Below are 25431 nucleotides of genomic sequence, written 5' to 3'. Positions count from 1 at the left end.
AATCAGTGGGGTGCTGCTGGCCGCGGTGCGGCGAATCAGTGGGCTGACCAGTTCGATCAGGCGAACGGTCGCACGGTTGCGGGCCTGCGCCAGACGGCCGCTGAGACCAGGGCGTGGGGTGATGCGATCAAGGAGGCTGGGGGTCGTTCGCTGGCCTGCCTGACCCTGGCGACCTGTTCGACATCGACGCTGACCGCGAGACGGCCGAGGCGAAGAAGGCGGCTAAGGGTCGGGCCAAGGCGTACGAGGATGCCGCCGATCGGATAGAGGAGGCCGCTAAGCGGTCTGGTATGTCGGTGGCGGACGCTGAGAAGGCGCTGGCGGCGACTGGTGTCGACCCGACGATCATGTCGGTGGACAAGCTGACGGGTGCATTAGAGGACTACCAGTCCTCGGGTGCGGGGGCCGCTGAGGCTTCGGCTGCGTTGGCCCGTGATCTGGCGGCAGAGGAGGCAGCGGCTGACGCTGCACGGTCCGCCGTCGATGGTCTGCGGTCCGCTGAGGAGGGCGTGGAGTCTGCTCGGGCTGGGGTGGCTGACGCTCAGGATCGGGTGGCTGACGCTGAGCGTGGCGTGTCCGAGGCCCGTAAGGGCGTGGCTGACGCTGCCCGTGGTGTCGCTGACGCCGAGAAAGGTCTGGCTGACGCCAGGCAGGGGGCGGTAGAGGCCGCTGAGGATCTTGCGGATGCACAGCGTGATCTTCAGTTCGGGACGAAGGAGCTGGGGGCCGCCCACAAGGGAGTCGTTGACGCTGAGAAGGATCTGGCGTCGGCGCAGCGCGACAGCAAGGCCGCTCAGGAGGATTTGACCGAGGCGCGTGAGCGTGCCGCTGAGGTCCTGGAGGATCTGGCGGTCTCGGCTAAGGGTGCGGTCCTCGATGAGCGGGAGGCGATCCTCGACCTCAAGGACGCCCGTGAGGCTCTGGCCGCGGGTCCTGACATTGACGAGGCAAAGCCTGGTGAGTCCGCCGATGCTGTGGCCGAGCGGGAGCGGCGCAACGCTGAGGCCCGCAAGGAATGGGCTGAGGATCGCGAGCGTCTCCAGATCCGGGTGGAGCGGGCTGAGATGCGCCTGGCCGAGGCCCAGGAGCGCAACGGTGAGGCGGCCGACGAGCTGGCTGAGGCTCAGGCCCGCGGGATTGAGCAGTCCGAGGAGGTCACCGCGGCGAAGGATGCGATCGCCGCGGCTGCTGATGCTGAGCGCACGGCAGAGGAGGCGCTAGCGGAGGCGAAGGCCCGTGTGGTCGAGGTCCAGGAGGCCCTAGCCCAGCGGGTCGTGGATGCTCAGGCCCGTGTGGTCGAGGCGAACGACCGGGTGACCGAGGCCGCTGGTCGGGTCCGTGACGCCCAAGACCAGGTGGCCGCCGCTCAACAGCGGGTCGTGGACCAGCAAGCGGCGGTGGTCGAGTCGAGGGCAGCGGTCGAGGGTGCTGAGCGCAAGGTCACCGATGCGCTTGTGGCGCAGGCGATAGCACAGGCCGAGCTGGACGGTGCGCTAGCGAACTCCAAGGGCGCTTTGGATGGGCAGATCGTCAAGCTCCTGGAGTTGGCGGGTCAGATGGAGCCGGGGTCGCCGGTGCGCCAGCGACTCTTGGAGATGGCCGAGCAGCTCAACTCTCTGACGGCCCGCCCGTGGACGATCGAGCTACAGACCCGTCTCCAGGCGGTGGACGCGATCAACCGGGCGATGGAGATCGCCTTGTCTGGGACTGATGAGGCGAACCGTGGTGGTCGTGCGATCGGTGGCCGTGTCGGAGCGGGCCGGGTGTATCCGGTGGGCGAGAACGGCCCGGAGATTCTGCGGCTAGATCCTGGCGAGTCGGGTCGTGTGTTCACGCCTGAGCAGTGGGCGGTGGATCAGCGCAAGCAGGCGGCGTTCAACGAGCGTGACCGGCGGGGCCAAGCGAAGTTGGCGGCCGGACCGCGGACCCTGAACGTGACGGTGAATGAGGCGGCTACCCCGTGGGCGACAGTCGATCTGATCGGCTCCGAGTTTGACCGTTTGATGAGGGTGGGGGTGTCTCACTGATGGCGTCTCCACTGACAGGCGTGTACCAGTTCGGGGTTGGGTCGCTGGTGTGCGGTGACGGCACAGCGAACCCTGAGGTGTCGTTGGTGAAGGTCAATGGGCTTGGCCCGTCTGTGTCGTCTCAGACGGCCCAACGCTCGATGAGCGGTGGTGTTGCGGTGGGTCGCGATGTTGCTGCCCCGTTGGATATCAGTCTCGACGTGGAGATTTGGACGCCGGGTGATGATGAGGCGGCGGGTGACTGGTGGGTGGCGTTAGCGGCCGAGTTCGATGCGATGGCTACAGGCCTCGGGTCGTTGTGGTTGTGGCTGCCGGGGATTGGCCACCGCGAGATCGTGGGCCGTCCGATGGGCACGTCCGATGACGGGCTGTCGTCGTTGCCTTACGGCTACGTGGAGATGTCGCTCCGCTGGTTGGGGACGACGGGTGAGATGACGGTGGTGGTCTGATGGCGCTGGTCGTGTCGTGGTATCGGTCCGGGCTGGAGACCCTCACCCCGTCGGGGTGGGATGCCCGCGTCGATGACAAGGTGCTCGCCATCGAGCACGGGATGGGCTGGTCGTTCGACGCCACCGACACGACCTTGACCGACCTGGCCCTTGGTGGCTGCGAGCTGACGGCGGTCGGGTACAGCCGGGCGTCGCTGGTGACGGGTGCCCCGGTGTTCTCGTCGGGCCGCTGGACCCTGCCGCTGTCGGCTGTCGTGTGGGCGTCGTGTGGCACCGCCGAGCAGGTCGCCGCGTTCGTCGGGTACGAGGCCGGTGTCGATGACGCCACGTCCGTGCCGCTGTGGGTGCTGTATGACTCGGGCGGCGCTGCGATCGTGACCCTCGACGGCACCGACCTAACCCTGTCGATGGATCTCGGTGTGACATGACCGTCACGGTCACCGCCCCAGCGGGCAACATCACCCACGGCACCCGTGGCGCGGTCTCTACCGAGATGGCATCGGCGGACCTTGAGGTGTGGATCACCTACGCGGGGTCATCGGGGCGTGTCGCACAGATCCCGTCCGATCAGATCGTGTCATGCCAGTGGTCCGAGAAGATGGACGCGATCGGGTCGTCATCCGCGACCGTCGTCATCGACCATCACGCCACCTACCCCGATGATTCGTTCGTCGCCGATGACCTGTTGCGGGTCGAGCGTGAGATCCAGATCTCCTACGCCGGGCGGGTGATGCACTGGGGTCCGATCGTGTCGGTGTCCCGGTCAATCGCCGGGCCGACGCTGACCGTCGAGGTCGCCGGCCCCGAGTACTGGCTTGATGCCCGGCTGATCGACGGCGACGAAACAGTGTGGGGGCGTGAGCAGATCCGTGGTACCCGCGAGTGGTCACCGTTCCTCGACGTGACGTCGACGGCGTTCACCGCTGGGGGCCAATTCTCCTACCGGACATCCGATTGGCGGTTCACCGCCGAGGTGTGGATCAAGGCTGGGGTCCCTGACGATCACGTCATCCTCTCAGCGCTGGCGAACCCGTCCGCTGCTGACCCACAACAAGGGTCGATGGTGTTCGCCGGGGACCTGGCGCGTGGCCGGTGGGTGACGGCTGTGATCCACACGACGTTCACTTCCGCGTACGGGGCTGGTGGTGCGCCTAGGTCGTGGTTCATGTCTGTCGGGGGGGAGGGCGGCGCAGCCGAGGACGTGGTGGTCCGCAAGGTGTCCGCCCAGATCTCGCCCACCTCTGTCGGCCAGGATGACACTGAGGTCGAGGTCGAGGAGATCCCGGTCCGTGACATGTGGATGGAAGCGTTCGCCCGTGTCGCCGACCTTGGTGTGTCGGCGTGGATCGACGGGTCGATCGACGGGGTAATGGAAGCATCGTGGCGGCGTCCCGATGTGCAGGTCATCGAGGTGGCCCGCATGGTGGTCGAGTCCGGGTACGGCGAATGCGATTTCGCGTTGACGGAGACGGTGCGGGTCGGGCGTTGCTGGGTTACCCGCGGGTTCGCCCATGACCCCGGCGACCTGACGTTGACCGCTGAGGGCACGAATCCGCCTGTGGTGTCGTGGGGGGCATGGACCTCGGGCCTCACTCACCCGGTAACGGAGTGGGTGGTCGCCAACGACGAGGGCTTCACGGGCTCCTACCACGATGTGACGCTGTTCGGTGGGCTGGTCCTCCAGTCCTACTCCGCCGCCCCCCACCGGCACGTCCGCCGACGACCTGGAGAACCGGGCGATCTACGCGGCGGCGCAGGCGTCGTCGTCGCTGTCCGAGTCGCTGTCTGCACAGATCCGTATGGACCTGGTGGCGACGCTGTGGGTTGGGGACCGGGTGCGGGTCGAGATTGACGATGGCCCGTCTCAGATCGCCGCCACATGGCGGGTCGTGTCCAAGACCGTTGATCCTGCGGCCGCGGCGTTCAGTATCGAGCTATCCCCGTGGATGGGGGCGTGATGGCCGGGTCGATCGTCTCTGAGATCGCCGAGGTGAAGCGCCGTGTCCTCACGTTGGAGCGTCGGCTGCGAGATCTGCGGCTCGTCAAGTACCTGCACCAGTTGCTCGACGTGGATATCACCTATGACGGGGCCGGGGAGGTCGAGGACAACGATGTCCTCACCTATGACGCGACCGCTAAGAGGTGGGTGGCTGCGGCTGGTGGCACGGGTGGGGCGTATTCGACGGCGTGCATCAAGGGGGATACGTCGCCGTCCTCGGAGATGCAGTGGGCGTTGGCGTCGTCACCGGGGCTGCTGATGACCGACAACGGATCTGGTGACGGTTTGGTGGTTTCGGCTGCTGGGATCTATTCGGTGGAGGTGACCGCCGATTCGTCGGACGTGTTCGATTTGCGGGTCAGTGGGCCTAACTGGCAGTGGGATGGTGAGGACCCTCCGGCGTGCCGTTATCAGTCTGTGATCTATGAGCAGTCGGCTGATGGCGACTCTTCGCGTGGCGGGTCCGGTGCGATCCAGATGGCGCTACACGAGGGAGCCGGTATCACCCTTCAGATCGTTGATGCCGCAGACACCGTCTATTGGTCGCTGTCGGCGCATCTGGTCTGTGTCGCTGACGTGGTGTCCGGTGACTGCGATGCCTGACCGTGCATCCCGACGGGGGATGCCAGAACGTGAGAGGACAGGGGTATGACGTGTGCTGGTGCTAGCTCGACGGTGACCCGCACCCGAGGGGACGACTGGACGGTGGTGGGGACGCTCGGCGGGTCCGGTGACATCACCGGTGTCACGGTCACGTCCCAGATCCGCACTCATGTCGAGTCTTCGACGGTGGTGGCGTCCTGGACGGCGACGGTCACGGACGGTCCGGGGCGTGAGGTGACGCTCACGTTGTCGGACACGTTGACCGCTGCGATCACCCCTGGCCGGTACGTCTATGACGTGCAGGTCGTGGCGGGCGGCGTGACCACCACCTATGGCGCTGGTGCGGTGCTGATTGTCCAAGGGGATGTGACCCGATGACCGACGTGACCTGGAACCCTGCCGGCGACGATGACACGTCGTTTGGCCCTCTGACCGCCCACAACGTGCTGGGCGGCCGCACCGCTGCCGACGCACACCCGGCTACGGCTGTCTCCTACGACCACACCGTGTCGGGTCTGGCCGGTGACACAGTGCAGGAAGCGATAGACGAGCTCGCCACTTCCGGTGGTGCGGTTGCGTCGGTGAATGGTGAGACCGGTGTTGTGGTGCTCGACGCCGGTGACGTGGGCGCGGTGCCGACGGCCCGAACGATCACGGCTGGGACCGGGCTGACTGGCGGCGGGGACCTGTCGGCGGATCGGACGCTGACCGTCACCTACGGCACCACGGCGGGCACGGCGGCTGCGGGTGACGACGCCCGGCTCTCTGACGCTCGCACCCCGACGGCGCACGAAGCCTCCCATCATCACGACGGTTCTGATCCACTCGATGCTGGTGATGTGGGCGCTGTGCCCGTCGAATCGGTGGGCCTGCTGCCCGGTGAGACGAACCGTGGCATGTGGGATGTCGCCGCCACCTACGCCGTGGGCGATGTCGTGTTCGAGACGGGCTCGGTCCTGTACGTCGCTACGGCCCCGTCGACCGGTGCCCAGCCGTCGCTCACCCCCGGCTCGTGGGATGTGCTGGACCCGACGGGGCGGCACGTCCGCCTCGGCCCCGGCTCGTCGGCCATAGGCGACGGGTCCACCGCGATCGGCCCCGGCTCGTCGGCCACAGGCGACGTGTCCACCGCGATCGGCTACGGCTCGTCGGCCATAGGCGACATGTCCACCGCGATCGGCATCATGACGTCGGCCACAAGCGACGGGTCCACCGCGATCGGCCTCATGACGTCGGCCACAAGCATCGGGTCCACCGCGATCGGCCTCATGACGTCGGCCACAGGCGACGGGTCCACCGCGATCGGCTACGGCTCGTCGGCCACAGGCGACGGCGACATCAACATTGGCGACGTGTTCAGGGGTCGCGTCGACGACCCGCTCGGCGCACGCACCCCCGACGCTGCGTCCATCACCACTGGGTTCGTCGACCTCCCCGAAACCGCTGCCGTCACCAACCCCGCTGCCGACCACCAGCGGCTCGTGGCCCGTACCGACGGCCTCTACGTCCGCGACGAGACCGGCGCCGAGGTCGGGCCGTTGGGGGCTGGTGGTGCAGTTGAGCCCGGAATGGTGCCGCCAGTTTCGCCGTCCGCCTACGACCAAGAGTATTGGGACATGGCCGACGGGTCCCCCGTGGTGGGGACGTGGCACAACCAAGGAACGTCCACCGCAGCGATCAGCGACGGTCGCCTCCTGATGACATGCCAGGCTGCAGCGTCCGGGTACAACCAGCGGGCGCTGCTCACTACGCTGCCCAGTTTCACGTCCGTCACTACCCGCATCACCGTGGGCGGCGAACTCACCAATCACTCCAGCGCTGGGTTGGTGCTGTACAACAGCGGCACCGGACGCCTCCTGCAATGGCTGGTACACATCCACGGCCCAGGCAAGGACCTGGAGCTGCACAGGGCCAACTCGTTCACGTCGTTCGATTCAGCAACGACGACCACGGGCGTGTCGGTGGGTGTGGGGCACGTGTACCTCAAGATCACTAATGACGGCGTGAATCTGCGCCGCTGGGTCAGCGATGACGGTGACCGATGGATCATGGTTGGATCGGTGACGTTGGCGTCGTGGATCGGCAGCGTGACCGGGGCTGGCGTCGTGGTCGGGCAGGAACACGCAGGGATCGCCGTCACCGCATCGTTCGACTTCCTGAGATTCACATGACCACGGATTGATTGGCACCATGGACCACGACGGCACCATCAAACGTCTACGCCAACGGCTCGACGCAAACCGGGACTACCTCGCCCTCGCCACCCCGACCGCTGCACAACAGCGGGCACAGGTCGCACGGCTCACCCGCGAGAACAACGCCCTCATCCGACTGGTGCTCGACCTGCTCGACACCGACGACACAGGAGACTGACCATGCCCTTCACCCGCAACGCCTTGATCCGTGCGATCCGCACCGCCGCCCAGACCGCCATCGGTGCCATCGGTGCCGCCACCCTCGTCGCCCAGGTCGATTGGCCGCTCGTCGCATCCACTGTTGTGCTCGCCACGATCCTCAGCCTGCTCACCTCGCTGACCGGGCTACCCGAGGACGCGGAGCGGTGACCACCTGGCTCGACGGGTGGAATCGCATCGAGGGCAACGACTCCGGGTCGTGGGCCAGCGGACCAACCCGCCCCAAACTGCTGCTGCACACCACCGAAGGAAGCTCCATCGCTGGTGCCGTAGGTGCGTACAAGGCCAACAACTCGTGGCCTCACGTCACCGTTGACCCGATCCGCAAGACCAGAGTGCAGCACGTCCCGCTCACCAAACCGGCACGGGCGCTGCGCAACTCCGCCGTGCCGGGCGAAACGAACCGGGCACCGACCGTCATCCAGGTCGAGATCGTCGGCCGGGCCGCAGAATCACACGACTGGTCCGAGGCTGCGCTCGTCTGGCTCGGCCGCGAGGTCGTTGGCCCGCTGTGCACTGCCGCCTCAATCCCGCTAGTGGCCCCGAGGGAGTTCCTCGGCACCAAGGCCGGGCACACACTCGCCAGCGTCACCGCCAAGCAGCGTCTCACCGCCGCCCAATGGCGCGACCTGTCCGGCATCCTCGGCCACCAGCACGCCCCAGAGAACACGCACTGGGACCCTGGCGCTCAACATCGGGCGCATCATCCAGGCCGCCAAAGGCTACGGCCCGCTCTACCCCAGCACCCCCACCGGACCATCCACCGAGGACACTGACATGACCGACGCTGACCGCAAGATGCTCGCCGACGCCCTCGCCGAAGCCCGTGCCGCTGGCCTCCGTGCCGCCCACTGCGAGCAGCTCCTCGCCGAGCAGGCCGAGCAGCTCAAACAGTTCTACGGCTCCCTTCGGGGCTGGTCGGTGGCCATCGCCGAGAAGGTCGGGGCCTCCCGAGACGACGCCATCCGCAACGACCCCCACGCCCCGAAGCCGTGAACGCAGCCGTGGCCCGTGGCTCATACCCTGTTCGGGTCCTCTGCGCTGTCGTCGCCAACAGTGGGCGCGCTCGTCACCACGCACCGCGGCTACCGCTGGCTATTGCCACCATCGCCGCCATGTTCGCCGGGCTCTACATCGGGGACCTGACCGGGCTGCTCGCCACCGGTACACGCGGTGACCTCGCAGCAGGGGTAGCGCCCGTGGCGTGGCTCGTCGCGTGGACCGCCGCCGGTTCGTCGCTACCGTCCACCGGCGGGACCCGCCGAGGTCGCCTCGATGGCATCGACCGTCTCAGCCAGATTGCCCCGTGTGCCGGACAGACCTGAGGATCCGCATGGGATCCGCCGCTACCCGCTCCGTCGACGACCTGGACCCTGCCCGGGTACCACACTGCCCGACACCCGCCTCGGCTGGGTTACCAGCATCGCCCCGGGATCGTCGCACCGCCGATTCGATGATCGTCACCGCCGCCGGTGAACTGGTCGACCGGCTCCGAGTCGAGGTCGACCGGCTCCACGCCGAGGTCGAACAGTTGCGGGCTGAGGTCGAACAGTGCCAGCAACGCCACGCTGAAGTGGTGGCCACCATCGGACGGCTCACGACAGACCCCTGACCGGCGCAACGACTGGCCAGTGATCGTCCCCATGATCTGACCGGGTTCCCGCCTCCCGGTCAGACGCAAAGGCCCCCGTGCTCCCCCATCAGGGGTTGAGCGCGGGGGGCCTTTGTCGCCAGGGGGTCAGAGTCGCCCGGTCCGCATCGCCCACGCCGCGACCCTCGGCCACGACCACGCCGGGCCACCCGAGACCGTCCAGTCCGGCTCAGGGAGCACACCCGCGTCCGCCAGTTGCGCGCCGTCTGGGCCTCCACCCTGAGCAGCGCCGCTCGGGTTTGTTTTGCTAATCTCTTGACAAGGTTTGCAGACGTTTGAGAAAGTGTCCGCCATGGCACGACCAGCCGGACACTCCCTCAACCGATGGGCGTGGGACGACCTCCTTCGCTTCACCGGCCTGACCCTCACGGACGTGGCGGGGCGGGCCGAGATCCCCCGGGCCACCCTCAGCGGCCTCGTCGGCGGACATCACCGGGCGAGCATTCCCGTCGCCCACCGGATCGCCCGAGTGCTCGACGTTCACCCCGGCACCCTCTTCGAGGGCCTCGGAGCACGGCACGAGGTCCCCGCCGAGGTGGCCTCATGACCCCGACCCAGCTCGTCACGGCCGACCAGATCGCACAGTGGACCCACCTCGACCGGTCCACCATCTACCGGCTCATCGAGGACAACGACCTCCCCGCCGTGCGCATCGGCCGATCAGTCCGGGTCCGGGTCTGCGACTACGAGGCCTGGGTCTCTGACCACCTGGCGGTGGAGTCATGAGGATCGCCCTCTACATGTTCGCCGGCTGGTGCGCCGGGACCCTCCTGCTCACCGCCATCGCGGTCTGGCTGCTCACCCGACCCCGAAGACCCTGACCCCTCCGCTCGGATGCCGGGCGAGGGGCGAGCAGCGAGGTCCCTCCCCTGATGCCTCATTGCTCCCTCTCGCCGGGTGGCCGAGCCCACTGGGTGATGACCCCGGTAGCGCCGGGGCGGAGGCCTTCTTAGGGGTTGACCTCCCCACGCACGCCCGTCCGATCGCATCGGACCTCGGCCACCCCACCACCAAAAAGCAGACGGCCCACCCCACGACCTCACAAGCCGGGGTGGGCCACCTAACCACCTAGGAGCATAGATGCCCCCAGCAACCACCATCCGTGTCGATCTGATGCCAGGCGATCCGTCTCCCGCCATCACCGTCGGGCCTCGCACCAGTCACGGCACCATCACCCTGACACTCGACCTGCCTGGCGCAGTGATCGAGCTGGTGTGCTACGACGGCGAGGGCCTCGTGGAGATCCTCGCTGAGGCCCACGACCAGGCCGCTGCTCGTGTCGCTGGGTTGCCCGCATGACCGCGGCCATCACGTCCCCGATCAGGCCCGCCGACCAGGCCCGAGGCCTCCACTGGCTGGCCCGCTGCCGTGAGTCCCTGCACCAGCACCGAGGCATCGACCGGCACGACCAGACCATGAGCGCCCTCGGTCGGGCCAGCACCAAGGCGGTGAGCCGATGACCGAGCTACCCGTCCTCGAGCGCCGACAGCACGGCCGCAACCACAGCTACCGGCTCAACGGTCAGAAGCTCCCAGGCGTCACCACCATCATCGGCGACGGGCTTCCCAAGCCTGCCCTCATCGGCTGGGCCGCCAAGACCATCGCCGAATACGTCGCCGACCGCCTCGACCAGAACGGCGAACACATCACCGCCGACCAGCTCGTGGACGACCTCGCCGAGATCGCCCGGGCCAAGTCCAAGCCGTGGCCCGCCAAGCTCTCCCGCACCAAGGTCGCCGAAGTCCTCAAGGGCGTCCACTGGGAGGACCGCGACCAGGCAGCCAACCGAGGTACCGAGGTCCACCGGATCGCCGAACTCCTCACCCACGGCGAAGAGGTCGAGGTCCCCGAACCGATCTCTGGCCACGTCGACGCCTACATCGCGTTCCTCGATGACTGGCAACCAACTGACGCCCTCACCGAGGTTGTCATCGGGTCCGCCAAGCACGGGTACTGCGGGACGCTCGACATGATCGCCACCCTCCCGGGTCTCGGCCGATGCTTGGTCGACCTCAAGACCAACCGGTCCGGCCCGTTCGGTGAGGTGGCCCTACAGCTCGCCGCCTACCGCCACGCAGAGGTGGCACTCATCGACAACGAGACGGTCCCCATGCCGCCCGTCGACTGGTGCGGCGTGCTGTGGCTCCGAGCCGACGGATATGACCTCTACCCCTTCGACGCAGGCCCCGAGCAGTTCAGGAGCTTCTTGTACTGCCAGCAGGTGGGCCGGTTCCTCGCCGCCCAAAAGGACCGGGACCTCGCCGCCAAGCACGACGCCATCACCCCCGCCGACGTCGCCATGGAGGCTGCATCGTGAGCACCGCACTCGTCCCCGCCAGCTCGTTCGACCTGGTGCCACAGGCCGCCAGCCTCGCCGATCAGATCGCCCGCACCGACTTCGCCCCGGCCGGGCTTCGCGGCAAGCCCGAGGCCGTCATGGCCGCCATGCTCACCGGCCACGAGATCGGCATCGGGCCGATGCAGGCCCTCTCGGAGATCTCCGTGATCAACGGGCGCCCGTGCATGTCCGCCAAGCTCATGCGGGCGCTCGTGCATCGGGCCGGCCACGACCTGTGGTTCGAGGTGAAGTCGAACACGAAGGTCACGATCTGCGCCCGCCGGGCCGACTGGCCCGAGGACCGCGTCGCCAAGGTCACCTGGACGATGGACGACGCCAAGGCGGCGGGCCTGGCGGGTGGCCAGAACTACCGGAAGTACCCGCGGGCCATGCTCGCCGCCCGCGCCACCGGGGAAATCTGCCGGGACAACTTCGCCGACGTGCTCGGCGGGATCGGCTACACGCCTGAGGAGCTGTCCGACGGCGACCTGGTGGCCGACGACGACCTGGTGGTGGAGTCCCGGGCCGATGTGGCCCCGCCGGAGAAGGCGACGAACGTCCGCAAGGCGAAGGTTGCACCCGCCCGTAAGACGGCGGCCGCCAAGGCTGCGCCGGCGCCTGCCCCCGAGCCCCCGGACGTGGACCTGCCGCCGCTCCCGGGCGAGGACGGGTTCGACGGCATCGTGGACGCCGAGGTGGTCGAGGACGACCCCGTGGACGCAGCTGCGATCCAGGCCCGCATTGACGAGCTCACCCAGGAGGACCGCCAGGACCTTGGCGAGTGGTGGAAGGCCCAGGGCATCCCGCCGCTCAAGTCGGGGAACGTGACCGCCGAGCAGGCCGCCGCCATCGGTGCAGCGATCGACGCCTACAACCCGGCGACCCCGGACCCGGCCGCTCGCAACAAGAAGATGTGGGCGATGGTCGCGGAGGCGTGGCCGTCCGACCCCGACGAGGACCGTGACGAGCTGCGCCGCCACCTGATCGAGGTGGTGTCCGCCCAGCGCACGGCGTCGTCGAAGGACCTGACCGACGACGAGTGGTCGGCCCTCTTCGACGGGCTCCAGTCGATCACCGACGGGTCGCACGCCCTGTTCCTGCGGTCGAACGGCGAGTGGGAGCTGCGCAAGGCGACGGGCGGTGCGTCGTGATCCTCACCCCGCTGCCCGCTCCCGCCCGCAACGTCCACCCGCTGCGCTCCGACTACGTCGAGGTGTGCTGGACGCCCGTGGTCGGCTCGACGGCCGTGGCACTGCTGCGCCTGCTCCCGGCCATGTGGGCCGAGGCCGTGCCCGTCGAGGTGGCTGACCTGGACTTGGCGCAGCGGTTCGGGCTCGGCAAGTCCGACCGGGTGCGCCAGACCGCCCAGCGCATCGCCCGGTTCTGTGGTGGCCGCTGGGACCCGTCGTTGCGCCTGCTGGAGGTTCCGACGGCGCTGCCGTCTCTGTCGCCCGGCCAGTTGGCCCGGGTGCCCGAGTGGACACGGGCCCGCCATGAGGCCCTGACGATGGCGGTGGCGTCGTGAACGCCGTGACGTGGCCGCTGGCCTTGCCGCTGATCCTGGCCGTGTGCTTCTACGTGCTCGCCGTGGTCGAGGACCGGGCCGAACGACGAGAGAGGAACGAGCGATGAGCGAGGAACTCGAGGGGTGGCTCGTCACCGGGGGGTGCCCAGGCCCCCCCCCCCCCCCCCCCCCCCGAGTGCGCCGATCCGGTGGAGCTGGCCGCAGCGGTCGCCGCCGGAGTCGAGGTGGAGTACTCCTGCAACGGCCGGTGGTACCGCAACTCCTTCGAGTCCGAGGGCCAGTTCCGGGGTTCCATCGCCAACCTCGCCTACCGCGTCCCCGCGTCGTGGTCGTGGTCCCCGGAGCCTCCCGCCCCGGATGACCTGATGTCCCGTGCCCGCGGACACGCGGAGACGCACCCGGAGTCCCGTGAGCTGATCGAGGAGCTGGTGGCGGAGCTGCTGGAGGCGGTCGTCCGGTGGGCGTGCTTCGCCGCCCCGTCCCCCGTGCCGCCGTGGCCGGGTGGCGTCCTGCGAGACGCCGCCAACCGGCTGCGCTGGATAGCCAACTCCGGCTACATCGAGGACCCGGGAATCAAGCGAATCATCCGCAGTTGGGCCGACGAACTGGACGCCACCCTCGTCCCGCCGTGGCCGGGTGCGGTGCCGTCCGGGCTCACCGATGAGGACGGGGTGCCGACGTGGCTCGCCCAGGCCGGGCAGGTGCGCGGCGAGCAGGTGCGGTTCGGCCCTCACGGCGCTTGGTGGCCCAACACGGTTGACGACTTCGACCCTGACAACGACTTCGTTGAGGACCGGTGGGTGGAGGTGCGTGCTCCCCGGGCCGTGCCCGTGCCGGAGACGGAGCGGGTGCCGTGGTGGGAGGCGGTCGGGCGACGGTGGCCTGACGGTCGCACCGTCTGGAAGGTGACGCACTCCGTCGAGGGCGTCATCGCCTGGGACAACGGAGGCGAGGCCCTGGACGTCATGTTCTCCGCTGATGGCACGGTCGAGGTGCTGAAGGACGGCGACCGGTGAAGCGCACGACGAAGCGCAGGCTCTCGACTGTGATCGGCTGCGTGCTCGGCGGGGTCACCTTCACCGGCCCGTTGGCGGGTGCGGTGCTGTCTGACTGGCAGTGCCGCCGGGGCGCGGTGTGTGAGGCGCAGACTGACCGGTGGATGACGGCAGGTCTGTCGACTGAGCGGTGTGACCGTCCAGTGGTGGAGGTCGAGTCGTGAGCGCCGTGGAGCTAGCCACCAAGCAGTGCAGTTCGTGCGGCGAGGCGAAGCCGCTATCGGAGTTCCACCGCAACGCGAAACACAAGGACGGCCTGACATACGCCTGCAAGCAGTGTAACGGGGCGAAGGTCAAGGCGAGCGCCCAACGTAGGCGCGCTGAGATGGGGGGTGACGGCGTGGCTGGAGGACAGGGCCGCCACGGTTCGTGAGAGCCGCAAGCGGACAGGCAACGCCGCGGGGAAGAGGTACGCGAGGGCCAGGAGCCGTGCGGTCAAGGAGCTGATCGAGGCACACCGCGCCGAGTTCGATCAGAGGATGAGGGTAGCACGGTACGAGATTGACCGGGAGGTCGAGTCGTGACCGCCGTAGCGGACGCCGTTGGGCGTGGGCAATGGGACTGGTGGATCGTGGCCGGGCTGGTGGTGGCGGTGCTGGTGGCCCAGGTCGTGGCCGTGGTGACGAGAGGCCCATTGGGCAAGGAAGGAGACAGCGATGAGCGATGAACGTCCGGGGTGGCATCGTCACCCGAACGGTGGCGGCTGGGTGCAGGACACGGCGTCAGTCGATGAGACGGCCCATATCGGACCGGACGCTCAGGTGTACGGGACCGCTCGGGTGTCCGGCTCGGCCCGGGTGTCCGGCTCGGCCCAGGTGTCCGGGAACGCTCGGGTGTTCGGGAACGCTCGGGTGTCCGGGACCGCTCAGGTGTTCGGGACCGCTTGGGTGTTCGGGGCCGCTCGGGTGTTCGGGGCCGCTCGGGTGTCCGGGGACGCTGAGGTGTTCGGGAACGCTCAGGTGTTCGGGTACGCTCGGGTGTCCTTTCCCCGCCATGCCCTGACCGTCGGCCCGATCGGGTCCGAGGACCAGACCCTGACCCTGTTCCGCACTGAGGCAGGGTACGGGGTGAGTGTCGGGTGCTGGCACCCGGACGGGGCAACCCTCGATGACCTGACCGCTGAGGTGCAGCGTCGAGCACCGGACCATGCGGATGAGTACGCGGCAGCCGAGGCGCTGTTGCGGTTGCGGATCAACGACTGGAGGAACGAGCGATGAGCGAGACCGACGACCTGACGGGCGCTGAGCGGTACCTGGCCGAGCGGCTGGCGGACCCGGAGTATCGGGATGCCTACGAGGCTGCCGCCCCGGCGGCGGGCGACGACCTGCGAGAGCGGATCGCACGGGCGATCTACGAGGAAGAGCACGACGGGCCGTGGAAGAACGCCAACCACCCGGACTGGGTGCAGAGTCTGCGATCCGCCGACGCCGTGCTGGCCGTGCTTCCCGCTCCCCCCATCGACGAGGGGGCAGGCCCCTCGGGACCCCCGTGGTACCTGGCGCAGGACGTGTGGATGGCCCTCGGTGGGACCCCGGACGCGTTCGAAGCGTGGGCGCACTGCGAGGACGACCGCCGCACATGGGGAGACGCGTGGGCGCAGATCATCGCCGCCGTCGGTGGCTCTCGGATGGAGGGCGACACGAACCCGCCGCCCGGGACGATCCTCGACCTGCCGTCGTACCAGTGGGTGCGTGAGTCCCCCGCCCCGCCCCCCGCCCCGCCGTGGCCGGGTGCGGTGCTGTCCGGTCTGACGGACGAGGACGGGGTGCCGACGTGGCTCGCCCAGGCCGGGCAGGTGCGCGGCGAGCAGGTGCGGTTCGGCCCTCACGGCGCTTGGTGGCTCAACAGGTTGACGGCTGACCCTGACAACGACTCGTTGAGGACCGGTGGGTGGAGGTGCGTGCTCCCCGGGCCGTGCCCGGGCCGGAGACGGGCGGGTGCCGGGGGGGGGGGGGGGCCGGGGGGCGGGCCGGGGCAACCCGGACTGCGGGGCGCCGGGCACCCGACCAGCCACCCCCCCGGAGGCCCCGGCCGCGGGGAGGCGCAGCGATGAGCACCGACCAGACATGCAACAACAACAAACAACAAGGAGAAGGCAAGTGAGCAACGTAACGATTGATGGCGTCGAGTACGCACCGGTCCGCCCTGTGGGTGGTGAGGTGCGGATCGTGATCGGCCAGCGTGGATGGGTGTGGGTCGGGTACTACCGCCACGAGGACGACGTGGTCACTCTGACTGGTGCCCGCAACATCCGCCAGTGGGGCACGTCCGTCGGGTTGGGTGAGCTTGTGGCTGGGCCGTTGGGTGGGACTGTCCTCGACCCTGCTGGGATCGTGGAGATCCATGAGTTGGCGGTGGTGGCGACGATCCACGCTGATGCTGAGGCGTGGTCGGGGCATCTCGGATGACCGGGCGAGGTGTGCTGTCCGTTGTGGAGGACTCTGGCGGCAACGGCTACGGCAACGGCTACGGCTACGGCTACGGCAACGGCAACGGCCACGGCTACGGCTACGGCAACGGCTACGGCTACGGCTACGGCTACGGCAACGGCTACGGCTACGGCTACGGCAACGGCTACGGCTACGGCTACGGCTACGGCGACGGCTACGGCGACGGCTACGGCGACGGCGACGGCTACGGCGACGGCTACGGCTACGGCGACGGCTACGGCGACGGCTACGGCGGCCGAGCATGACCACCCATGAGTGCCCGAAGTGTGGTCCGGTCCCTGACGTGGAGTTGTTCGGCATCGAGTACCCCGAGGTCTACGACGGGGTGCTGTTCTGGGTGCACGGCAAGTGCGGGACGGCGTGGCCCCGCAACGCGGATTGGGAAGCGTCGGTGGCTGCTGCCAGGGCGCACAACGAGAGGGGTGAGGGGTGAAGGCGATCTGGTTGCGTCAGCCGTACCCGACGCTCATCGAGATCGGGGTCAAGCAGTGGGAGACGCGCGGCGGGCCACCGAACGGGCCGATGCGTCCTGATGGTGTCCGTGGGATGCCGGGGCTGGCGATCGAACCGGGTGAGCGCATCGCCGTCTGCGCCGGGGCGAAGGCGCCGACGATCTGCCAAGTCGGTGCCTACGACGTGATGCCGCACGCGTCCGATGGCCACGTCGCATGGGGCGGCACAGCCCTACACCCGGGCGACTGGTACACCTACGAACGCCCCAACCCGCCCGGCAGGGTGGACGAGATCGTGGTCCTCTCGCTCGGCCGGGTGGTGTGTACCGCCGTGGTGGCCGAGGCGCTGCCGATCGTGGCCGAGACGGGGGAGCACGACGACGAGATCTACCTGACCACGAACGGCTTTCTGTACCGCCAGACCGTCACCGGCGACCCGTGGGTGGCGTCCAACGTCCAGCAGACCGACATCTCCGACCAGCTCCCGTACGGCGACTGGCGGCCGGGCCGGTGGGCGTGGCGTCTCACCGATGCAGAGCCGGTGCAGTCGCGACCCGCACCAGAGGTGACGCGTGGCAACCGCCAAGGCGTCTGCGAGATCAAGGAGACATGGTGAGTAGGTCGAGTGTTGTCCGGGAGGTCGACCATGAACTGGTAGTGCAAGAGAACGGACGAACTGACGTGGAGAATCTCCTCCGCACGGTAGGTGCTGCCACAGGGGTGATGCAGTGATGACCGACCTGATCCTCGGGGTCGACCCCGGCAAGACCGGCGCACTGGCGGTGCTGCACCCTCAGCTCGGGCTGCTCGACGTGCACGACATGCCGGAGGCGACCGGGCACCCGCTCGGCGCCCTGGTGGCCGACATGGTGCGGGACTACGCACCCGACGAGTTCGCCTTGGCCGTGGTGGAGAAGGTGCACGCCATGCCCCGACAGGGCGTGTCCAGCGTGTGGACGTTCGCTGAGGGCCACGGTGCCGTGTTGGGTGCGTTGGGTGCGCTCGGTGTGCCGGTGCGGCTCGTCCCGCCCAGCACCTGGAAGAAGGCGCTGGGCTTGTCGGCCGACAAGAACGCCAGCCGTCAGCGGGCGATCGAGACGTGGCCCGAGCATGTGCGGACGTTCGCCAGGGTCAAGGACGACGGCCGTGCCGAGGCTGCGTTGCTGGCCCTGTTCGGGGCGACGGCCGTGACCCCCGTCGAGTTCGGTGCGGCGCTCGGCTGGCCGCGGCTGTTCCGCAAGGGGAAGCTGTGCTGGGTGTCCGACAGCGGCACGACGGTGTCGATCGGCACGCACGGCACGAAGGTGCGGGTGACGCACCGGCTCACGGCCGAGGAGTGGTGGGTGCCGTGCGACGCGGTGGGCCTCGAGTTCGTGGCGGCGTTCGACGCGGATCGGCCGTCGGCGTGAGCGTCAACGTCGTGTCTTACGGCGGCGGCGTCCAGTCGACCGCCCTCCTCGTGCTCGCCGCTCGGGGTGAGATCGACTTTCGCACGTTCCTGTTCGCCAACGTCGGGGACGACTCCGAGCATCCCGCGTCCCTGCGGTACGTGCGAGAGGTGGCCGCCCCCTACGCAGCGGCTCACGGCATCGAACTGGTGGAGTTGCAGCGGACGTGGAAGCGCGGCGACCGCAAGGGCCAGGTTGAAACCCTATGGGGCCGGCTCACTCGTGAGGGTTCCAGGTCTATCCCGATCCCGGTTCGCATGTCGGGCGGCTCACCCACGAACCGAGCGTGCACTGGTGATTTTAAGATCGACGTGGTAGCCGCTGAGCTGCGGCGTCGCGGTGCAACCGCGGAGGACCCGGCGACGGTGGCTCTCGGGATCTCAGTGGACGAGATCGAACGAGCCCGGCCCGGTGTAGACCCCCGCTCACCGCTACAGCGGAGGGTGTACCCGTTACTCGACCTCGGCCAATCGCGTGGCGATTGTCGTCGGGTGATCGCAGACGGCGGCCTACCCGTCCCGCCGAAGTCGTCATGTTTCTTCTGCCCGTTCCACAACACAGACGCGTGGCGGAACCTGCTCGACGAAACCCCCGAACTGTTCGCAAAGTCAGTGGAGCTTGAGCGGAAGCTGAACGAGCGCCCCGGGCGAGACAAGAACCCGGTCTACCTGACCCGCCACGGCATCCCGCTCGATCGTGCAGTCAACGACGACCAGGGCCGACTCGAGGGCATGGACGGGTGTGACTCGGGATGGTGCATGACGTGATCCGCGCTCTGATCGACGCCCGACGTGCCACCAGCGCCCCGCACGTGCCTCGCAGGTGCCCCGTGTGCTGGCCCCCAGACGTGCTCGAGCGGGTGTTCCCCGCCGACCAGTGCGACTGGGAGTACGTGGCGCAGCGTGAGGGCGGCCGCCGACCGGCGACCGATCGACGACGAAAGGAACGTGACGTGATCCCATCCCTGCAACTGGTGGCCTACGAGCCCCCCGTCCCGGAGCCGATGGCGTGGCAGGACCGCGGCGCGTGCCGTGGCGCCGACCCCGACCTGTTCTTCCCGACGAAGAACCGCACGGCCCACGCGGCGAAGCGGATCTGCGCCGTGTGCGAGGTGCGGGCCGAGTGCCTGGCCTACGCCATCGACAACGAGCCGTTGGGCGTGTGGGGCGGCATGTCCCCACGGGAACGCCGCACCCTCCGCAAGCAGCGACGGGCGGCGACCGCATGACCGACCTGCTCGACGCCCTCATGCGCACCCGGCCCGGCGACGGCGACACCACCCGCAGCCGGTGGCCCGCCTGGCACACCACCGCCCCATGCCTCGGCCACCACCGCGACTTCTACGGCCACGACCAAGCCAGCCAGGACCGGGCCAAGGCCATCTGCGCCGGATGTGACCACCGGGCCGCCTGCCTCGACGAAGCACTCTCCCTGCCCATCAGTCACGACCAGGGCGTCCGGGCCGGGCTCACCGACGACCAGCGGCGCCGCATGCCACGCACCGCTCACCGCTACGGCCGCACCGTCGCCCGCTGCGGCACCGAGAGCGGGTACCGCACCCACCACCGCCTCGGCGAAGCCCCATGCCTGGCATGCCGGGACGCCAAAGCCGCCGCCGACCGGGCACGACGAGGGAGCGAACGATGACCATCACCATGACCGACTACGAGCAGTTCCTCGCCGCCAAGCGACGCACCATCCCAGGCGACGGCATCGAGGCGCACGACCTGCCCCTCTCGCTGTTCCCGCACCAGTCCGAAGTGGTCCGGTGGGCGGCACGCAAAGGGCGAGCCGCTGCGTTCTTGGACACCGGCCTCGGCAAGACCCGCATCCAGTTGGCATGGGCCGACGTGATGCGCCAAGGCGGCTCGGCGCTGATCGTGTGCCCGCTGTCGATCGCCACGCAGACCGCCCGGGAGGCGGCCGCCATCGGCATCGAGGCGCACGTCGTCCGCCACCAGGACCAGGTGACCGGACCGGGCATCTGGATCACGAACTACGAGATGGAGCACGCTTTCGACCCGGCGATGTTCGGTGCGGTGGTGCTCGACGAATCGTCGATCCTGAAGAACCATGAGGGCCGCACCCGCACCGCGCTGATCAGCCGGTGGGGGACGGTGCCGTACCGGTTGGCATGCACCGCCACGCCGGCGCCCAACGACCACACCGAACTGGCCAACCACGCCGAGTTTCTCGGGGCCATGTCCCGTGTCGAGATGCTGGCTGCGTTCTTCGTGCACGACGACGACGGATGGCGCCTGAAGGGGCATGCGGCGCAGGCCATGTATGAGTGGATGTCGGGGTGGGCGATGGCCGCCCGCCGGCCGTCTGACATCACAGGGAACACGCTCGACGACATCGCCTACGTGCTGCCCGAGCTCCGCATCGAGGGGCACACGGTGGAGGTCAACCAGGCGCCGGAGGGGCAGTTGTTCGCTACGACGCTCGGCGGTGTCGGCGGTCGGGCGAAGGCTCGCAAGGCGACGTTGGGCGAGCGGGTTGAGCGCGCCGCCGATCTGCTCGACCATGATCGGCCGGCGATCGCATGGTGCGGCCTGAACGACGAGGCCAACGCCATCACGAAGGCCGTTCCGGGGGCGGTCAACCTGCACGGCACCCTGTCACCCGATCAGAAGGTCGAACTGATCGAGGGGTTCGTCTCCAATGTCCACCGGGTGTTGGTGACGAAGCCGAGCATCGCAGGATTCGGCCTCAACTTTCAGCACGCATCCGATCAGGTCTTCGTGGGGCTGGGCGACTCGTACGAGTCCTACTACCAGGCCATCCGCCGATCGTGGCGGTTCGGTCAGACACAGCCCGTGAATGTGCACGTCGTCGTCTCGGACCTTGAGGCCGACGTGGTGGCGAACGTGCGGGCGAAGGAACGCAATGCCAACGACATCACCGACCGACTCGTTCGGTCCCTACAACGAAACCGGGAGATCCACGCATGAACGACCAACAGCCCTACGTGACAGACGACGCTGAAGGGGAAGGGTGGCGGCTGATGCTCGGTGACTCGTGCGAGCGGCTGGCCGAGCTGGCCGACAACAGCGCCGACATCTGCGTGTACTCGCCGCCGTTCGCCAGCCTCTACACCTACTCCCCGTCGGACCGGGACCTCGGCAACAGCGCCAGCATGGACGAGTTCGGAGAGCACTACCGGTTCATCTTGGACCATGTGCTACGGGTGATGAAGCCGGGCCGGATCATCGCCGTGCACGTGCAGCAGGTGGCAACGCAGAAGTGGCGAGACGGTGTGGTCGGGTTGACCGACTTCCGGGGTGACGTGATCCGCATGCACGTCGAGGCCGGGTACACGTTCTACGGCGAGGTGACGATCTGGAAGAACCCGCAAAGCCAGCAGATCGTCAAGAAGGTTGCAGCCCTGTCCTTCTCGAACCTGGAGAAGGATTCGTCTCGCACCAGGCCGGCCCTGGCCGACTACCTGCTGATCTTCCGCAAGCCCGGCGACTCAGAAGTGCCGGTGCACCCGGAGTGCACCCGTGACGACTGGATCCAGTGGGCATCCCCGATCTGGCAGACCGACTCGGACCCGCTCGACTCGATCGACGCCGGGCCGATGCACTCGTGCTGGTTCGACATCAAGGAGACGAACACGCTGAACACGGCCGTAGCGAGGGAGTCGGCCGACGAGCGCCACATCTGCCCATTGCAACTGGACCTCATCGAGCGGGCGCTCCGGCTGTGGTCGAACCGTGGCGATCTGGTGTTGTCGCCCTTCGGTGGGATCGGTTCTGAGGGCGTCGTTGCGGTCAAGCATGGCCGTCGGTTCGTCGGGTGTGAGCTGAAGCCGTCCTACTGGCAGACGGCCGTGAAGAACCTGGAGGGGGCTGAGCGGGAGGCGCAGATGGGGACGCTGTTCGGTCAACTGGCCGACGCAACCTGACCGGCGGCGCGCCGTGACGTTGACCGACACCGACGACCTCCCCGACCACGTCCTAGAAGACCAGGCCGCCGCCGAAGGGCTCGGCCCTCGGCCCACCCGCCGCCACCGAGACATCCCCCACGACGCCGATGCCGAAGAAGCCGTCATCGGCGCCATGCTCTACAGCCTCGACGCCTGCGACGCCGCCATCGAGGCCGGGCTCGCCCCCGACCACTTCTACGGGCCCCGCTACGCCCGCACCATGGCCGCCATCGTCGCCTGCCTCGACCACGCCGAGAAGCCCGACCCCATCACCGTCGCCGCCCGCTCCGGCGGCACCATCGACGCCCGCGACCTCATAGCCGCCCTCGTCGGCACCCCCACCGCCGCCAACGCCGCCGCCTACGCCCGCCGGATCATCACCTGCCACCGCCTCCGCCACACCATGGCCGCCGGCACCCAGGTGGCCGAGCTTGCCCGCACCGGCGACCTCGACGGCGCCCTCGCCGCCATGCAACGCCTCGCGGCGGACCAACCCGACGGCGACACCGGCACCACCTGGTCCACCATCGACCTCGCAGCCGTCATCGACGGCGATGGGCCACCCGAGCCCACCATGCTCGCCCGCGACGACGGCCACCAGCTCCTCTACGCGGGTCGGGTCCACGCCTTCAACGCCGAGAGCGAGAGCGGCAAGTCCTGGCTCGCCTGCACCGCCGCGGCCGAACGGATCGCAGAAGGAGAACACGTCCTCTACCTCGACTTCGAGGACCACGCCACCGGCATCGTCGGCCGGCTCCGAGCGCTCGGTGTCGACCCCGCCGCCATCATCGACCGGCTCCACTACATCCGGCCCGACGACCCCATCGACGCCGTGGCCACCGCGGCACTCGAACGGACCCTCATCGACCACCGCCCCACTCTCGCCATCATCGACGGGGTCACCGAGGTCATGGTCCAGAACGGGTGGAGCATCAACGACAACGACGACGCCGCCCGGTTCCTCTTGGCCCTCCCCCGCCGGATCGCCCGCCACGGCGTCGCCGTCGTCATGATCGACCACGTCCCCAAGGACAAGGAATCCCGGGGCCGCTACGGCATCGGCGCCCAGCACAAGCTCGCCGGCGTCGACGGCGCCGTCTACCGCCTCGAGGTCACCAAGCCCTTCGGCGTGGGCCGCACCGGCACCAGCGTCATCACCGTCGCCAAGGACCGGCCCGGCCACGTCCGCGGGTTCGCCACCGGCGGCGAGAAGGTGGCCACGATGCAGCTCGTGAGCCTCCCGGGCGGCGACGTGCACCTGTCGCTCCTCACCCCCGACGACGCCACCAGCGGCGAGCTGCGGGTCCGCCCGACCAGCCTCATGGAGAAGGTGTGCGACGCCATCGCGGCGCTCAACGAGTCGGGGGTCAAGCCGACCCGCAACGGCGTCCTGGCCGACGTGGCAGGCAAGAAGAAGTTCGTCGCCGAGGCCCTCCGGCTGCTCATCGCCGAGGGGTTCGTGGCGACCGAACCGGGCCCGAATCGGAGCCAGCTGCACGCCGTGATCAAGCCGTACCGACCCACCACTGAGCCTGTGGACAACTACCCGGACGAGGAGTTCTAGCCCTGTGGATAACAGTTCCGATTCTCTCCCTACTCCCGGTGGGTCCCCGGTGGGTCCCGGTGGGTCCCGGACCCACCCGATGTGGGCTCGGCCCGGGTGGGTCCCGGTAGGTCCGGGGGCGGGGTCTAAAGACCCCGGACCGGGACCCACCCAAGGGCCCCACTCGGCACCCACCCAACCACCCAAAAACAGCCCGGTGGGTCCCGGCGACGGGGACCCACCCGCACTGTGGCCCAACTTCGACCCGACGGCACCCAACGCCTACGCCCGAGCATGGGCCGACCTCTGGTCGAGGACCACCACCGACTGGACCCCGCTCGCCACCATCCGAGACCATGTGGCCACCACCCACGGCCTCCAGCCCAAGACCATCGCCAACATGATCCGCACCGCCCGCACCAACCGCCACCTCGAGCACCGAGGCGGGTACTCCCAGAAGCGCCAGACCGACACCCGCCAGATCCGCCGCCGCACCCAGGAGACCACCGAACGATGAACCCCACCCACCGCTCCAAGGTCGTCTCGAACCTCGACACCGGGGCCACCTGGCTCAACACGATCCCCCACGACATCAACGCCATCGTGGCCGAGCTCCACCGCCAGGCCCGGGCGTCGGCAAGCCTCGGCTCCGGCGGTGACGGCCGGGCACCGAAGGGGTCACACTCCGACCCGACCGGCGGGGCGGTGGTCACCATGGCCGACGCCATCGCCCGGGCCGACGAGGAGACCCGCGAGATCGACGCCGCCCTCGCCCTGCTGGATGAGACCATGGCGTGGCTGCTGGCCAAGTGCGGGACGATCCAGCGCGCCGGGCTGCGGCCACCCGACGAACCCGCCCCCGTCCAGGCCAAGCGGATCAACTGCGCCAACTGCGCCCGCTTCGGGCTCGACATCGACGTGGCCGACAGCGGCGGTCGTCTGTGCGGCCAGTGCAAGACCTTCCGCCGCAACCACAAGGTCATGCCCCATGAGGCGATCTGTCGGGCATGGGCCAACGGCACCAGCCGCATCACGCCGGGCCTGATCGCTGAGGCCAAAGCCCACGCACAACGCAAACGCCGAGCCTCGTAGCCTCGTGGTACTTGCAATGCGCTGACCTGCATGATAGGTCTACAGCAGTTGAGTGCGACCCGTGGCCCTGCGCCCGGGTCGCTCTTGCGTTCCGGGGGAGGTGGCTGGAGTGGTCGACCCGCTGAAGTCTCACGCCAGGACGAAACTCATCGCCTACATCCGGGCCACCCAACCTCACTGCCACCTGTGCGGCCTGCGCATCGACCTCGACGCCGACCACCAGCGGGCACCGCTCGGATCAGCACTCGATGAGCTAGTGCCTCGTGCTCACGGCGGGTCCTGCACAGACCCGACCAACGTCGCCCACGCCCACCGGATGTGCAACAGCATCCGAGGGACCAAGACGATCACACCTGACCTGCGCAGACGCTGCCATGCTGCGGTGATCGAGGTCCTGCAACCGTCCGTCGTGCGCCGGAGCTGGTGACGGGGCCACCGTTTCTTTGGTTATCCA

Annotated in this window: 40 protein-coding genes; all 40 read left to right on the top strand. The window is 68.7% G+C overall.

Annotated features, from left to right (window positions below; all coding sequences use genetic code 11):
- Positions 1–296 precede the first annotated feature (296 nt).
- Entirely contained in the window at positions 297–2027 is a 1731-nt protein-coding gene (locus IPG97_15005; GenBank protein MBK6857810.1) for a hypothetical protein, read from the top strand.
- Entirely contained in the window at positions 2027–2476 is a 450-nt protein-coding gene (locus IPG97_15000) for a hypothetical protein (GenBank protein ID MBK6857809.1), read from the top strand. The genes IPG97_15005 and IPG97_15000 overlap by 1 nt, the downstream gene beginning before the upstream one ends.
- Positions 2476–2904, top strand: coding sequence for a hypothetical protein (locus tag IPG97_14995; GenBank protein MBK6857808.1), 429 nt, complete (start codon positions 2476–2478; stop codon positions 2902–2904). Before IPG97_15000 ends, IPG97_14995 begins: the two co-directional genes overlap by 1 nt.
- Positions 2901–4328 carry a hypothetical protein gene (locus IPG97_14990; GenBank protein ID MBK6857807.1) on the top strand — a complete coding sequence of 476 codons (1428 nt, stop codon included), beginning with the start codon at positions 2901–2903 and terminating at the stop codon, positions 4326–4328. The genes IPG97_14995 and IPG97_14990 overlap by 4 nt, the downstream gene beginning before the upstream one ends.
- 105 nt (positions 4329–4433) lie before the next feature.
- Entirely contained in the window at positions 4434–5078 is a 645-nt protein-coding gene (locus IPG97_14985; GenBank protein MBK6857806.1) for a hypothetical protein, read from the top strand.
- Between the two features lie 45 nt (positions 5079–5123).
- Positions 5124–5456, top strand: a complete 333-nt coding sequence (locus IPG97_14980; protein MBK6857805.1) for a hypothetical protein — start codon at positions 5124–5126, stop codon at positions 5454–5456.
- Positions 5453–7249, top strand: coding sequence for a hypothetical protein (locus tag IPG97_14975; GenBank protein MBK6857804.1), 1797 nt, complete (start codon positions 5453–5455; stop codon positions 7247–7249). The genes IPG97_14980 and IPG97_14975 overlap by 4 nt, the downstream gene beginning before the upstream one ends.
- 19 nt (positions 7250–7268) lie before the next feature.
- Positions 7269–7451, top strand: a complete 183-nt coding sequence (locus IPG97_14970; protein ID MBK6857803.1) for a hypothetical protein — start codon at positions 7269–7271, stop codon at positions 7449–7451.
- A gap of 2 nt (positions 7452–7453) precedes the next feature.
- The gene (locus tag IPG97_14965) at positions 7454–7642 is read left to right on the top strand and encodes a hypothetical protein (protein ID MBK6857802.1); all 189 of its coding nucleotides are present in this window, start codon (positions 7454–7456) and stop codon (positions 7640–7642) included.
- On the top strand, positions 7639–8268 hold the full coding sequence (locus IPG97_14960; GenBank protein MBK6857801.1) for a hypothetical protein: 630 nt from the start codon (positions 7639–7641) through the stop codon (positions 8266–8268). The genes IPG97_14965 and IPG97_14960 overlap by 4 nt, the downstream gene beginning before the upstream one ends.
- A 1-nt stretch (position 8269) precedes the next feature.
- Complete coding sequence (locus tag IPG97_14955) at positions 8270–8488, top strand: hypothetical protein (GenBank protein ID MBK6857800.1); 219 nt, start codon at positions 8270–8272, stop codon at positions 8486–8488.
- Positions 8485–8817: a hypothetical protein gene (locus IPG97_14950; GenBank protein ID MBK6857799.1), complete on the top strand. Its 333-nt coding sequence runs from the start codon at positions 8485–8487 to the stop codon at positions 8815–8817. Before IPG97_14955 ends, IPG97_14950 begins: the two co-directional genes overlap by 4 nt.
- A gap of 8 nt (positions 8818–8825) precedes the next feature.
- Entirely contained in the window at positions 8826–9104 is a 279-nt protein-coding gene (locus tag IPG97_14945; protein MBK6857798.1) for a hypothetical protein, read from the top strand.
- A 331-nt stretch (positions 9105–9435) separates the two neighbouring features.
- Positions 9436–9690, top strand: a complete 255-nt coding sequence (locus IPG97_14940; GenBank protein MBK6857797.1) for a helix-turn-helix transcriptional regulator — start codon at positions 9436–9438, stop codon at positions 9688–9690.
- The gene (locus IPG97_14935) at positions 9687–9869 is read left to right on the top strand and encodes a helix-turn-helix domain-containing protein (protein MBK6857796.1); all 183 of its coding nucleotides are present in this window, start codon (positions 9687–9689) and stop codon (positions 9867–9869) included. Before IPG97_14940 ends, IPG97_14935 begins: the two co-directional genes overlap by 4 nt.
- 354 nt (positions 9870–10223) lie before the next feature.
- A complete protein-coding gene (locus IPG97_14930; protein ID MBK6857795.1) occupies positions 10224–10442 on the top strand; it encodes a hypothetical protein in 219 nt (72 codons plus the stop codon).
- A complete protein-coding gene (locus IPG97_14925; protein ID MBK6857794.1) occupies positions 10439–10603 on the top strand; it encodes a hypothetical protein in 165 nt (54 codons plus the stop codon). Before IPG97_14930 ends, IPG97_14925 begins: the two co-directional genes overlap by 4 nt.
- Positions 10600–11460, top strand: a complete 861-nt coding sequence (locus IPG97_14920; protein ID MBK6857793.1) for a hypothetical protein — start codon at positions 10600–10602, stop codon at positions 11458–11460. Before IPG97_14925 ends, IPG97_14920 begins: the two co-directional genes overlap by 4 nt.
- Positions 11457–12632: a hypothetical protein gene (locus IPG97_14915; GenBank protein MBK6857792.1), complete on the top strand. Its 1176-nt coding sequence runs from the start codon at positions 11457–11459 to the stop codon at positions 12630–12632. The genes IPG97_14920 and IPG97_14915 overlap by 4 nt, the downstream gene beginning before the upstream one ends.
- Positions 12629–13006, top strand: coding sequence for a hypothetical protein (locus tag IPG97_14910; protein ID MBK6857791.1), 378 nt, complete (start codon positions 12629–12631; stop codon positions 13004–13006). Before IPG97_14915 ends, IPG97_14910 begins: the two co-directional genes overlap by 4 nt.
- A 188-nt stretch (positions 13007–13194) precedes the next feature.
- Positions 13195–14022, top strand: coding sequence for a hypothetical protein (locus IPG97_14905; GenBank protein MBK6857790.1), 828 nt, complete (start codon positions 13195–13197; stop codon positions 14020–14022).
- Positions 14019–14225 carry a hypothetical protein gene (locus tag IPG97_14900; GenBank protein ID MBK6857789.1) on the top strand — a complete coding sequence of 69 codons (207 nt, stop codon included), beginning with the start codon at positions 14019–14021 and terminating at the stop codon, positions 14223–14225. The genes IPG97_14905 and IPG97_14900 overlap by 4 nt, the downstream gene beginning before the upstream one ends.
- Positions 14226–14393: 168 nt before the next feature.
- Positions 14394–14585 carry a hypothetical protein gene (locus tag IPG97_14895; GenBank protein MBK6857788.1) on the top strand — a complete coding sequence of 64 codons (192 nt, stop codon included), beginning with the start codon at positions 14394–14396 and terminating at the stop codon, positions 14583–14585.
- The gene (locus IPG97_14890; protein MBK6857787.1) at positions 14582–14728 is read left to right on the top strand and encodes a hypothetical protein; all 147 of its coding nucleotides are present in this window, start codon (positions 14582–14584) and stop codon (positions 14726–14728) included. The genes IPG97_14895 and IPG97_14890 overlap by 4 nt, the downstream gene beginning before the upstream one ends.
- Positions 14718–15278, top strand: a complete 561-nt coding sequence (locus tag IPG97_14885; protein MBK6857786.1) for a polymer-forming cytoskeletal protein — start codon at positions 14718–14720, stop codon at positions 15276–15278. Before IPG97_14890 ends, IPG97_14885 begins: the two co-directional genes overlap by 11 nt.
- A complete protein-coding gene (locus tag IPG97_14880) occupies positions 15275–16114 on the top strand; it encodes a hypothetical protein (protein MBK6857785.1) in 840 nt (279 codons plus the stop codon). The genes IPG97_14885 and IPG97_14880 overlap by 4 nt, the downstream gene beginning before the upstream one ends.
- Before the next feature lie 46 nt (positions 16115–16160).
- Complete coding sequence (locus IPG97_14875) at positions 16161–16469, top strand: hypothetical protein (GenBank protein MBK6857784.1); 309 nt, start codon at positions 16161–16163, stop codon at positions 16467–16469.
- Positions 16466–16756, top strand: a complete 291-nt coding sequence (locus IPG97_14870) for a hypothetical protein (protein ID MBK6857783.1) — start codon at positions 16466–16468, stop codon at positions 16754–16756. The genes IPG97_14875 and IPG97_14870 overlap by 4 nt, the downstream gene beginning before the upstream one ends.
- Complete coding sequence (locus IPG97_14865) at positions 16753–16944, top strand: hypothetical protein (GenBank protein ID MBK6857782.1); 192 nt, start codon at positions 16753–16755, stop codon at positions 16942–16944. The genes IPG97_14870 and IPG97_14865 overlap by 4 nt, the downstream gene beginning before the upstream one ends.
- Complete coding sequence (locus IPG97_14860; GenBank protein ID MBK6857781.1) at positions 16941–17579, top strand: hypothetical protein; 639 nt, start codon at positions 16941–16943, stop codon at positions 17577–17579. The genes IPG97_14865 and IPG97_14860 overlap by 4 nt, the downstream gene beginning before the upstream one ends.
- A 115-nt stretch (positions 17580–17694) precedes the next feature.
- Positions 17695–18372, top strand: a complete 678-nt coding sequence (locus IPG97_14855; protein ID MBK6857780.1) for a hypothetical protein — start codon at positions 17695–17697, stop codon at positions 18370–18372.
- Positions 18369–19178 carry a phosphoadenosine phosphosulfate reductase gene (locus tag IPG97_14850; protein ID MBK6857779.1) on the top strand — a complete coding sequence of 270 codons (810 nt, stop codon included), beginning with the start codon at positions 18369–18371 and terminating at the stop codon, positions 19176–19178. Before IPG97_14855 ends, IPG97_14850 begins: the two co-directional genes overlap by 4 nt.
- 236 nt (positions 19179–19414) lie before the next feature.
- A complete protein-coding gene (locus IPG97_14845) occupies positions 19415–19639 on the top strand; it encodes a WhiB family transcriptional regulator (protein MBK6857778.1) in 225 nt (74 codons plus the stop codon).
- Positions 19636–20058: a WhiB family transcriptional regulator gene (locus IPG97_14840; protein ID MBK6857777.1), complete on the top strand. Its 423-nt coding sequence runs from the start codon at positions 19636–19638 to the stop codon at positions 20056–20058. The genes IPG97_14845 and IPG97_14840 overlap by 4 nt, the downstream gene beginning before the upstream one ends.
- Positions 20055–21365, top strand: coding sequence for a helicase (locus IPG97_14835; protein MBK6857776.1), 1311 nt, complete (start codon positions 20055–20057; stop codon positions 21363–21365). Before IPG97_14840 ends, IPG97_14835 begins: the two co-directional genes overlap by 4 nt.
- Positions 21362–22321: a site-specific DNA-methyltransferase gene (locus tag IPG97_14830; GenBank protein ID MBK6857775.1), complete on the top strand. Its 960-nt coding sequence runs from the start codon at positions 21362–21364 to the stop codon at positions 22319–22321. The genes IPG97_14835 and IPG97_14830 overlap by 4 nt, the downstream gene beginning before the upstream one ends.
- 13 nt (positions 22322–22334) lie before the next feature.
- Positions 22335–23906 (top strand): AAA family ATPase, encoded by a 1572-nt coding sequence (locus tag IPG97_14825; protein ID MBK6857774.1) that lies wholly within the window; start codon positions 22335–22337, stop codon positions 23904–23906.
- 196 nt (positions 23907–24102) lie between these two features.
- Positions 24103–24402, top strand: a complete 300-nt coding sequence (locus IPG97_14820; GenBank protein MBK6857773.1) for a hypothetical protein — start codon at positions 24103–24105, stop codon at positions 24400–24402.
- Positions 24399–24977, top strand: coding sequence for a hypothetical protein (locus IPG97_14815; protein ID MBK6857772.1), 579 nt, complete (start codon positions 24399–24401; stop codon positions 24975–24977). The genes IPG97_14820 and IPG97_14815 overlap by 4 nt, the downstream gene beginning before the upstream one ends.
- Positions 24978–25086: 109 nt before the next feature.
- A complete protein-coding gene (locus IPG97_14810) occupies positions 25087–25404 on the top strand; it encodes a hypothetical protein (GenBank protein MBK6857771.1) in 318 nt (105 codons plus the stop codon).
- The last annotated feature ends 27 nt before the right edge of the window (positions 25405–25431 follow it).

This window comes from Microthrixaceae bacterium, from assembly GCA_016702505.1.
GTDB lineage: Bacteria > Actinomycetota > Acidimicrobiia > Acidimicrobiales > Iamiaceae > Aquihabitans.
Note: the sequence above shows the minus strand (reverse complement) of the source record. Positions and strands in the feature narration are given on the sequence as shown.

What these genes read in the sequence shown, in the direction of transcription:
- IPG97_15000 (MBK6857809.1), top strand. Translation starts at nt 2,027, where the DNA reads ATGGCGTCTCCACTGACAGGCGTGTACCAGTTCGGGGTTGGGTCGCTG.
- IPG97_14995 (MBK6857808.1), top strand. Translation starts at nt 2,476, where the DNA reads ATGGCGCTGGTCGTGTCGTGGTATCGGTCCGGGCTGGAGACCCTCACC.
- IPG97_14990 (MBK6857807.1), top strand. Translation starts at nt 2,901, where the DNA reads ATGACCGTCACGGTCACCGCCCCAGCGGGCAACATCACCCACGGCACC.
- IPG97_14985 (MBK6857806.1), top strand. Translation starts at nt 4,434, where the DNA reads ATGGCCGGGTCGATCGTCTCTGAGATCGCCGAGGTGAAGCGCCGTGTC.
- IPG97_14980 (MBK6857805.1), top strand. Translation starts at nt 5,124, where the DNA reads ATGACGTGTGCTGGTGCTAGCTCGACGGTGACCCGCACCCGAGGGGAC.
- IPG97_14975 (MBK6857804.1), top strand. Translation starts at nt 5,453, where the DNA reads ATGACCGACGTGACCTGGAACCCTGCCGGCGACGATGACACGTCGTTT.
- IPG97_14970 (MBK6857803.1), top strand. Translation starts at nt 7,269, where the DNA reads ATGGACCACGACGGCACCATCAAACGTCTACGCCAACGGCTCGACGCA.
- IPG97_14965 (MBK6857802.1), top strand. Translation starts at nt 7,454, where the DNA reads ATGCCCTTCACCCGCAACGCCTTGATCCGTGCGATCCGCACCGCCGCC.
- IPG97_14955 (MBK6857800.1), top strand. Translation starts at nt 8,270, where the DNA reads ATGACCGACGCTGACCGCAAGATGCTCGCCGACGCCCTCGCCGAAGCC.
- IPG97_14945 (MBK6857798.1), top strand. Translation starts at nt 8,826, where the DNA reads ATGGGATCCGCCGCTACCCGCTCCGTCGACGACCTGGACCCTGCCCGG.
- IPG97_14940 (MBK6857797.1), top strand. Translation starts at nt 9,436, where the DNA reads ATGGCACGACCAGCCGGACACTCCCTCAACCGATGGGCGTGGGACGAC.
- IPG97_14935 (MBK6857796.1), top strand. Translation starts at nt 9,687, where the DNA reads ATGACCCCGACCCAGCTCGTCACGGCCGACCAGATCGCACAGTGGACC.
- IPG97_14930 (MBK6857795.1), top strand. Translation starts at nt 10,224, where the DNA reads ATGCCCCCAGCAACCACCATCCGTGTCGATCTGATGCCAGGCGATCCG.
- IPG97_14925 (MBK6857794.1), top strand. Translation starts at nt 10,439, where the DNA reads ATGACCGCGGCCATCACGTCCCCGATCAGGCCCGCCGACCAGGCCCGA.
- IPG97_14920 (MBK6857793.1), top strand. Translation starts at nt 10,600, where the DNA reads ATGACCGAGCTACCCGTCCTCGAGCGCCGACAGCACGGCCGCAACCAC.
- IPG97_14885 (MBK6857786.1), top strand. Translation starts at nt 14,718, where the DNA reads ATGAGCGATGAACGTCCGGGGTGGCATCGTCACCCGAACGGTGGCGGC.
- IPG97_14880 (MBK6857785.1), top strand. Translation starts at nt 15,275, where the DNA reads ATGAGCGAGACCGACGACCTGACGGGCGCTGAGCGGTACCTGGCCGAG.
- IPG97_14870 (MBK6857783.1), top strand. Translation starts at nt 16,466, where the DNA reads ATGACCGGGCGAGGTGTGCTGTCCGTTGTGGAGGACTCTGGCGGCAAC.
- IPG97_14865 (MBK6857782.1), top strand. Translation starts at nt 16,753, where the DNA reads ATGACCACCCATGAGTGCCCGAAGTGTGGTCCGGTCCCTGACGTGGAG.
- IPG97_14855 (MBK6857780.1), top strand. Translation starts at nt 17,695, where the DNA reads ATGACCGACCTGATCCTCGGGGTCGACCCCGGCAAGACCGGCGCACTG.
- IPG97_14845 (MBK6857778.1), top strand. Translation starts at nt 19,415, where the DNA reads ATGGCGTGGCAGGACCGCGGCGCGTGCCGTGGCGCCGACCCCGACCTG.
- IPG97_14840 (MBK6857777.1), top strand. Translation starts at nt 19,636, where the DNA reads ATGACCGACCTGCTCGACGCCCTCATGCGCACCCGGCCCGGCGACGGC.
- IPG97_14835 (MBK6857776.1), top strand. Translation starts at nt 20,055, where the DNA reads ATGACCATCACCATGACCGACTACGAGCAGTTCCTCGCCGCCAAGCGA.
- IPG97_14830 (MBK6857775.1), top strand. Translation starts at nt 21,362, where the DNA reads ATGAACGACCAACAGCCCTACGTGACAGACGACGCTGAAGGGGAAGGG.
- IPG97_14815 (MBK6857772.1), top strand. Translation starts at nt 24,399, where the DNA reads ATGAACCCCACCCACCGCTCCAAGGTCGTCTCGAACCTCGACACCGGG.